Raw genomic sequence first — 3,149 nt, 5'->3', positions numbered from 1 at the left:
ACGCCGGGCCGACTCGCTTCGGATCGGGCTCTACACCAACTTTCTCGACACTACCTCGGTCCTAGCTGTTACAGATCGAGACAAACGGAATAGGCCGAGCCAAAAATCTCGATCTGTAACATCTGACTCGCTTTTGGCCGCCTAGATATCACAGGTTGAGACAATTTGATAGTGGAGTCCTCATTTGCGCGTCATATCGCGTAGCGCTAACGCGCTGGTTTCCACAATGACAGGAGGTAAAAGTCCTCCTGCATCGCCCGTTGGCAATCCCGTAGCGCTAGCTAGCAAATGACCTGCGTGTGCTCCTCGATGGCAGTGCGGTCCTCGGCGGTAATACCCGGCTCGCACACCACGGCGTCCAAATTGTCCAGGCGGCAGAAGGTGTAGAAGTCGCGCTTGCCGATCTTGCTGGAATCGGCGATCAGATAGCGCGAGTCTGCCTTGCTAAAGGCGAGCTGCTGGATGCGGCCCTCTTCCATGTTGGACGTGGACACGTCGCCGTCCAGAATGCCGTTGGCGCCGATAAACGCCGCGTCGATGCCCAACGCACGCAGGGCATCCTCGGCCGTTGGTCCCACAAAAGCGGCGGTGCGGCGACGGTACATGCCGCCCACGAGGCACAGGTCGCAGTCTTCGCGCGCCTCGAGCAGATTAAACACCGAAAGCGAATTGGTCACAATGCGCAGGCGAAACGCCGGCAGCATCGAGGCCATCTGCTCAACCGTGGTGCCCGGGCCCAAAAAGATGGTCGAGCCTTCCTCGATAAGCTCCACAGCACGGCGCGCAATCTGCAGCTTTTCCTCGGCATGCTTGGTGCGCTTTTCGCTGTGCGAGTACTCATGGCGCAGCATAGCGTGGGGACGGCCCTGCGCACTACGGGCTCCGCCGTGCACGCGCTCGATCTCGCCTAGGCTCGCAAGCTCCTCAAGATCGCGGCGGATCGTCATATCCGAGACGCCCAACGCATCCGAAATCTCCTTGACCGAGACCGTGCCCTGCTCCTCGAGCAGCTGACGAACCTTATCCTGTCGCTCCGCTTTAATCACGATGAGTCCTCGCTGTTCCACGCTCACGTCAATTCAAACAATAACGAACAAATTGTATCAGACTCGCGCGCGTCAGAAATGAACGCCCGCACAGCTCCAATCATCACTTTTTTGAGAAAAATACCCCCTGCTTTAGTGGGGTGTAGTGATAATCTCGCCTGTTCGCGCTACAGTTTGTCCGAAATACCTCGATGTTAGGAACCAAATGATCACTTCCGAGCTTTTCGGCACCGCGCCGTGCGGTACCCCCGTTCATCGCTACACCCTCAACGGGCCCGAGATCTGCGTTCGCATTATGGACTATGGCGCCACCGTGCTGGGTATCGATGTGCCCGACATTCCCGGCAACGTGCGCGATGTGGTTCTGGGCTTCGATAAGCTCGAGGATTACTTTGACAACCCCGCCTGCTTTGGCGCGACCATCGGGCCTGTGGCCAACCGTACCGCGGGCGCCACGATCACCATCGCCGGCACGGACCGGCATATGCCGGCCAACGAAGACGTCAACAACCTGCACAGCGATCTTGAGCACGGCCTGCACAAGCGCGTGTGGGACGTTGAGCTCGACGAGGTCCACAATGCCGTGCGCATGACCACCTCGCTTGAGGATGGTGAGCTGGGCCTGCCCGGCAACCGCACCTTTACGGCCGTGTTTACCGTGACGCGCACCGGCGTCTTCCGCATCGAGTACGGCTGCGAGAGCGACCGCGCCACCTACGTGTCCATGACCAACCACACGTACTTTAACCTTGCCGGTCATAACGCCGGCATGGACTGTGAGCACTTCTTTGTTGCCAACGCTGCCCACTACCTGCCCATCAACGAGCAGAACATCCCCACCGGCGAGATTGCTCCGGTCGAGGGCACGCCGTTTGACTTCCGCGAGCTGCGCCCTGTCGCTCCTGGCATGGAAGCCGATGACCCGCAGATTAAGCAGGCCCGTGGCTACGATCACTGTCTGTGCATCGATGGCTATCAGTACGGCCGTAATCTGCGCCGCGCGATGCACGTCGAGGAGATGTGGACCGGTCGTGAGCTGGACTACTACACCACCGCCCCGGGCGTGCAGCTCTACACCGGCAACTGGCTGGGCGACGAGCACGCCAAGGACGATGCTAACTATGGTTGGGGCGCCGGCTTTGCCCTCGAGGCCGAGATGTACCCCGACACGCCGCACCAGCCGTTGTTCCCGCAAGGCCTTGTGGGCCCGGGTCACCCCTACAGTAATGTGATCGAGTACCACTTTATGAGGCACTAAGCCCATAACGCAATATATCGCACAGCAGCGCCCGCCGGCACCACCGCCGACGGGCGCTTTGCTACCTAGTCATTGGGGACGTTCTTAAATGACTAGTTGGATGGGGTCGGGATTGGAGCTGGGGAGATAGCGGATTTCTAGCTCTATGCCGAGCGCCTGCAGTTCTTTGAGGGCAGCAACGTCTGCGTCGCTCACGGCAACCGCGGGCGTTATGGGGCGCTTGCCCTCCCCTGCCTGCATATGGCCAATGTTGATTTTGGTGATCGGCACACCGCCCTTAACCAGCGTGAGCGCATCGACGGGTGAGTCTACCATGATCAGAATCCATTGGCGCGGCGTTGCGGTATGAATGATGTCGATGGTCCTTTGCACCGAGAAAAACCGCGTCCAAACGCCTTCTGGCGCCGCCGCCCTCATGGGTGCCCATTGGCGCGAATCCGCCGCGATCTCATCGTTGACGATTAAAACAAGGTTGGAACCCACGGCTTCGTTCCACAGCTCAACGTCTTGCCCGTAAATGAAACGGTCATCGATACGCGTGAGAAGAATCTTGGGTTGAGCCATGGCAGTCCCATTCTGTTTGAGACTCGTAAGAGCGAGACATCACGTCTCCAATATTAGTGCATTTAGGTTGATTTCCGATCTCAGCCGAACACATTAGGCGGACAGGCCGTTCCCGCAGCTAGCCGAACGCCCCCGAGGCCCCTCCTGGGGTCCGGGGGCGCCGTTTTCCCAGTTGATGGAACGGTGGAGATGTGTTTCGATGGGTCCGGTGGCCATGCTCCGCCCGCCGCCCGGCACCTCTTCCCAGACTCAGCCGGACGGCCGGTCCGTCTATTCCGTTT

Annotated in this window: 3 protein-coding genes; 1 reads left to right on the top strand and 2 read right to left on the bottom strand. The window is 59.4% G+C overall.

All coding sequences use genetic code 11. The features are described from left to right. Window positions 1-281: 281 nt before the first annotated feature. On the bottom strand, window positions 282-1,046 hold the full coding sequence (locus KSY82_RS10105; RefSeq protein WP_368042062.1) for a DeoR/GlpR family DNA-binding transcription regulator: 765 nt from the start codon (window positions 1,044-1,046) through the stop codon (window positions 282-284). Between the two features lie 205 nt (window positions 1,047-1,251). Between KSY82_RS10105 and KSY82_RS10100 the strand changes: the two genes are divergently transcribed. Further along, window positions 1,252-2,304, top strand: coding sequence for an aldose epimerase family protein (locus tag KSY82_RS10100; RefSeq protein WP_217751111.1), 1,053 nt, complete (start codon window positions 1,252-1,254; stop codon window positions 2,302-2,304). Between the two features lie 84 nt (window positions 2,305-2,388). Here KSY82_RS10100 and KSY82_RS10095 read toward each other — a convergent pair whose 3' ends face one another. Continuing rightward, window positions 2,389-2,868: a PTS sugar transporter subunit IIB gene (locus tag KSY82_RS10095; protein ID WP_217751110.1), complete on the bottom strand. Its 480-nt coding sequence runs from the start codon at window positions 2,866-2,868 to the stop codon at window positions 2,389-2,391. Window positions 2,869-3,149: the final 281 nt, after the last annotated feature.

The organism is Collinsella aerofaciens, from assembly GCF_019131995.1.
Lineage (GTDB): Bacteria > Actinomycetota > Coriobacteriia > Coriobacteriales > Coriobacteriaceae > Collinsella > Collinsella aerofaciens_S.
The sequence above is the reverse complement of the archived record's forward strand: the minus strand, read 5'-3'. Positions and strand labels throughout refer to the sequence as shown.